The sequence below is a fragment of the Micromonospora sp. I033 genome (assembly GCF_053890995.1).
Genome location: NZ_JBSSLX010000354.1, coordinates 1 through 3313 on the forward strand (window position 1 = coordinate 1; position 3313 = coordinate 3313).

Here is a 3313-nt window from a genome sequence, read left to right on the forward strand (position 1 = left end):
GCCCCGCTGGGCGGTCCGGCCGGGGCGCTCGCCCTGGCCGGCCGCGTCGGTGGTCAGCAGCGGCACCCGCCGGTCGGGCGTCATCCCGGCCCGTCGCTGGTAGTCGGCGACCAGGTCGAGCAGGGCCGGCCCGGTCGGCCGGCGGCCCGGCCGCACGTCGCAGGTGCCCACCTTGCTCTCCTGGATCAGGACGTTCGGGTCCAGGGTGATGCCGAACAGGTCGTTGGCCGAGTCGCCGGTCACCAGGCCCTCGCCTCCGAAGTGGTAGGGCAGCCAGACCTGGTGGATCACCCGGCCGTCGACGCGCAGCGGGGTGAGCCGGTCGGTGACCAGCACCCGCGCCTCGATGACCGCGCGGCCGCTGACCAGGTGCGCCCAGCCGAGGTTCGCCAGCCCCACCTCGGCGGCCAGTTCCGGGGACACCTCGACGAACATCTCCGGCTGCAGCTCGGCCAGGCGCGGCACGGTCCGGCTCATCCCGCCGGCCGTGTGGTGCTCGGTGAGCCGGCTGACCGTGAACACGTACGGGAAGACCTCGCTGTGCTGCTCCGGCGGGCTCGGGTTGATCCGGTTCACCGGGTGGTCGTAGACCTTGCGGGTCGGGTTTGCCTGCTGCCCGTAGAGCGGGTTGCGCATCGGCGACTCGGCCGGCTCGTAGTGCGTCGGCAGCGGCCCGTCGAGCAGGCCGGTGGGCGCGAACAGCCAGGCCTTGCCATCGCCCTGCATGACGAACGGGTCGTCTCCGGCCAGGGCCGCCGTGCCGACGGCACCCTCCGGCCCCCGGTACGTCGGCGGTTTGGTCTTCTCGAAGTCCGGCACGTCGTAACCGGTCCACTCGCCCTTGTCGGCGTCCCACCAGACGTACTTCTTGCGCTCGCTCCACGGCCGGCCCTCCGGGTCGGCGGAGGCGCGGTTGTAGAGGGTGCGCCGGTTCGCCGGCCAGGCCCAGCCCCACTCGCCGGCCACCCAGTCCTGCTCGTGCCGGGACTTCCGGCGGGCCGCCTGGTTGACCCCGTCGGCGTAGACGCCGGTGTAGATCCAGCAGCCGACCGCGGTGGAACCGTCGTCCTTGGCCTCCGGGAAGCCACTGAGCAGGCGGCCGCTGGCCACCTCGTAGCCGTTGATCTCCCGGAGCACCGCCTCAGCACTCGGCTCCGCGTCCCGGCCGTGCGTCGGGTAGTCCCAGGTCAGGTCGAGCAGCGCGCGGTCGCGGGGCCTGGTCGAGCCGGCCAGCTTCTCCCGCAGCACCCGGCCGAGGTGGTAGAAGAACCACAGCTCGGAGCGGCAGTCGCCCGGCGGGTCGACGGCCTTCTCCCGCCACTGGAGCAGCCGCTGGGTCTGGGTGAAGGTGCCCTCCTTCTCCACGTGGGACGCGGCGGGCAGGAAGAACACCTCGGTGCGGCACTCCTCCGGCACGATCTCGCCGGTGGCGATCTCCGGGCTGTTCCGCCAGAAGGTGGCACTCTCGATCATGAACAGGTCGCGGACGACCAGCCAGTCCAGGTTGGCCATGCCGAGCCGCTGCGCCCGGCCGTGCGCCGAACCCACGGCCGGGTTCTGGCCGAGCAGGAAGTAGCCCTTCACCTTGCCGTCGATCATGTTCAGCACCTGCTGGTACGTCCCGTGGTCGCCGGTCATCCGGGGCATGTAGCCGTAGCAGAAGTCGTTCTCCGGCGTCGCCGCGTCCCCCCAGTACGCCTTGAGCAGGCTCGCCGCGTAGGCCCGCGAGTTCCCCCAGAAGCCCTTCTGGCCCGGGTGCCGGATGCTGTCCACCCACTTGTCGAAGGTCGGGTGGGTGACGTGGTGCGGCATCGGCAGATAGCCCGGCAGCAGGTTGAACAGGGTCGGAATGTCGGTGGAGCCCTGGATGCTGGCGTGCCCGCGCAGCGCCAGGATGCCGCCTCCCGGCCGGCCCATGTTGCCCAGCAGGGTCTGGATGATCGCGCCGGTGCGGATGTACTGGACGCCGACGCTGTGCTGGGTCCAGCCCACCGAGTAGACGAGCACGCCGGTCCGCTCCCGGCCCGAGTTCTCCGTCCAGGCACGCGCCAGCTCCAGGAACTTCTCCTCGGGGATGCCGCAGACCCGGGCCACCATCTCCGGCGTGTAGCGGGAGAAGTGCCGCTTCAGGATCTGGTAGACGCAACGCGGGTGCTGCAACGTCTCGTCCCGCTCGCTCTGCGCCGGCATGGGCATGCCGTGCGACTCGTGCCGCAGACCCGCCGCGCTGTCCCGCTCCTTCGCCGTGTCCTCCGCCCCACGCCGCCGCTCGTGGCCCTCGTACTCCCAACTCGACTGGTCGTAGCTGCTGCGCTCCGGGTCGTAGCCGGAGAAGAGCCCGTCCAGGTCCTCGGTGTCGGCGAACTCCTCGCGGATGATGGTGGGCGCGTTGGTGTACGCCACCACGTACTCCCGGAAGTCCAGCTCGTTCTCCAGGATGTACCGCACCACGCCGCCGAGCAGCGCGATGTCGGTGCCCGCCCGGATCGGCAGGTACGTGTCGGCGAGCGCGCTGGTGCGGGTGAACCGGGGGTCCACGTGGAAGACCTTGGCGCCCCGCTTCTTGGCCTCCATCACCCACTGGAAGCCCACCGGGTGGGCCTCGGCCATGTTGGAGCCCTGGATGACGATGACGTCAGCGTTGACCAGGTCCTGCTGGAAGTCCGTCGCGCCGCCGCGACCGAAGCTGGTCCCCAGACCGGGGACGGTGGCGGAGTGTCAAATGCGGGCCTGGTTCTCGATCTGGAGTGCCCCCATCGCCGTGAACAGCTTCTTGATGAGGTAGTTCTCCTCGTTGTCCAGCGTCGCCCCGCCCAGGCTGGAGATGCCCAGCGTCCGGTTGAGCGGGCGGCCCTGGTCGTCGACGTCCTCCCAGGTCTCGTCGCGGGCGGCGAGGATCCGGTCGGCGATCATGTCGAGCGCGACGTCGAGGTCCAGATCCTCCCACTCCGTGCCGTACGGCCGGCGGTAGCGGACCTTGGTCTGCCGCAGCGGGCTGGTCACCAGGCTCTTGCTGGCCGAACCCTTCGGGCAGAGCCGGCCCCGGGAGATCGGGCTGTCGGGATCGCCCTCGATCTGGGTGACCTGCCCGTCCTTCACGTACACCCGCTGCCCGCAGCCCACGGCGCAGTAGGGGCAGACCGAACGGGCCATGCTGTCGGCGGTCTCGGTGCGCGCGGTCAGCGCCGCCGAGCGGCCCGACTGGGCCGCGGTGCCCCGGCCGAGCGGGTCGGTGCCGGTGAGCTGCCGGTAGACCGGCCAACCCTGGATGAAGGTCTTCAGACCCACCCCGACGGCGTCCCCGTCGCGGTGG

The 3313-nt window shown here is 71.1% G+C and carries 1 protein-coding gene; it reads right to left on the minus strand.

Going from position 1 to position 3313, the window contains the following annotated elements; all coding sequences use genetic code 11:
* Window positions 1-3288: formate dehydrogenase (gene fdh / locus ACW0Q9_RS29925; RefSeq protein ID WP_456187027.1), on the minus strand; the 3288-nt coding region annotated here is incomplete at its 3' end.
* Window positions 3289-3313: the final 25 nt, after the last annotated feature.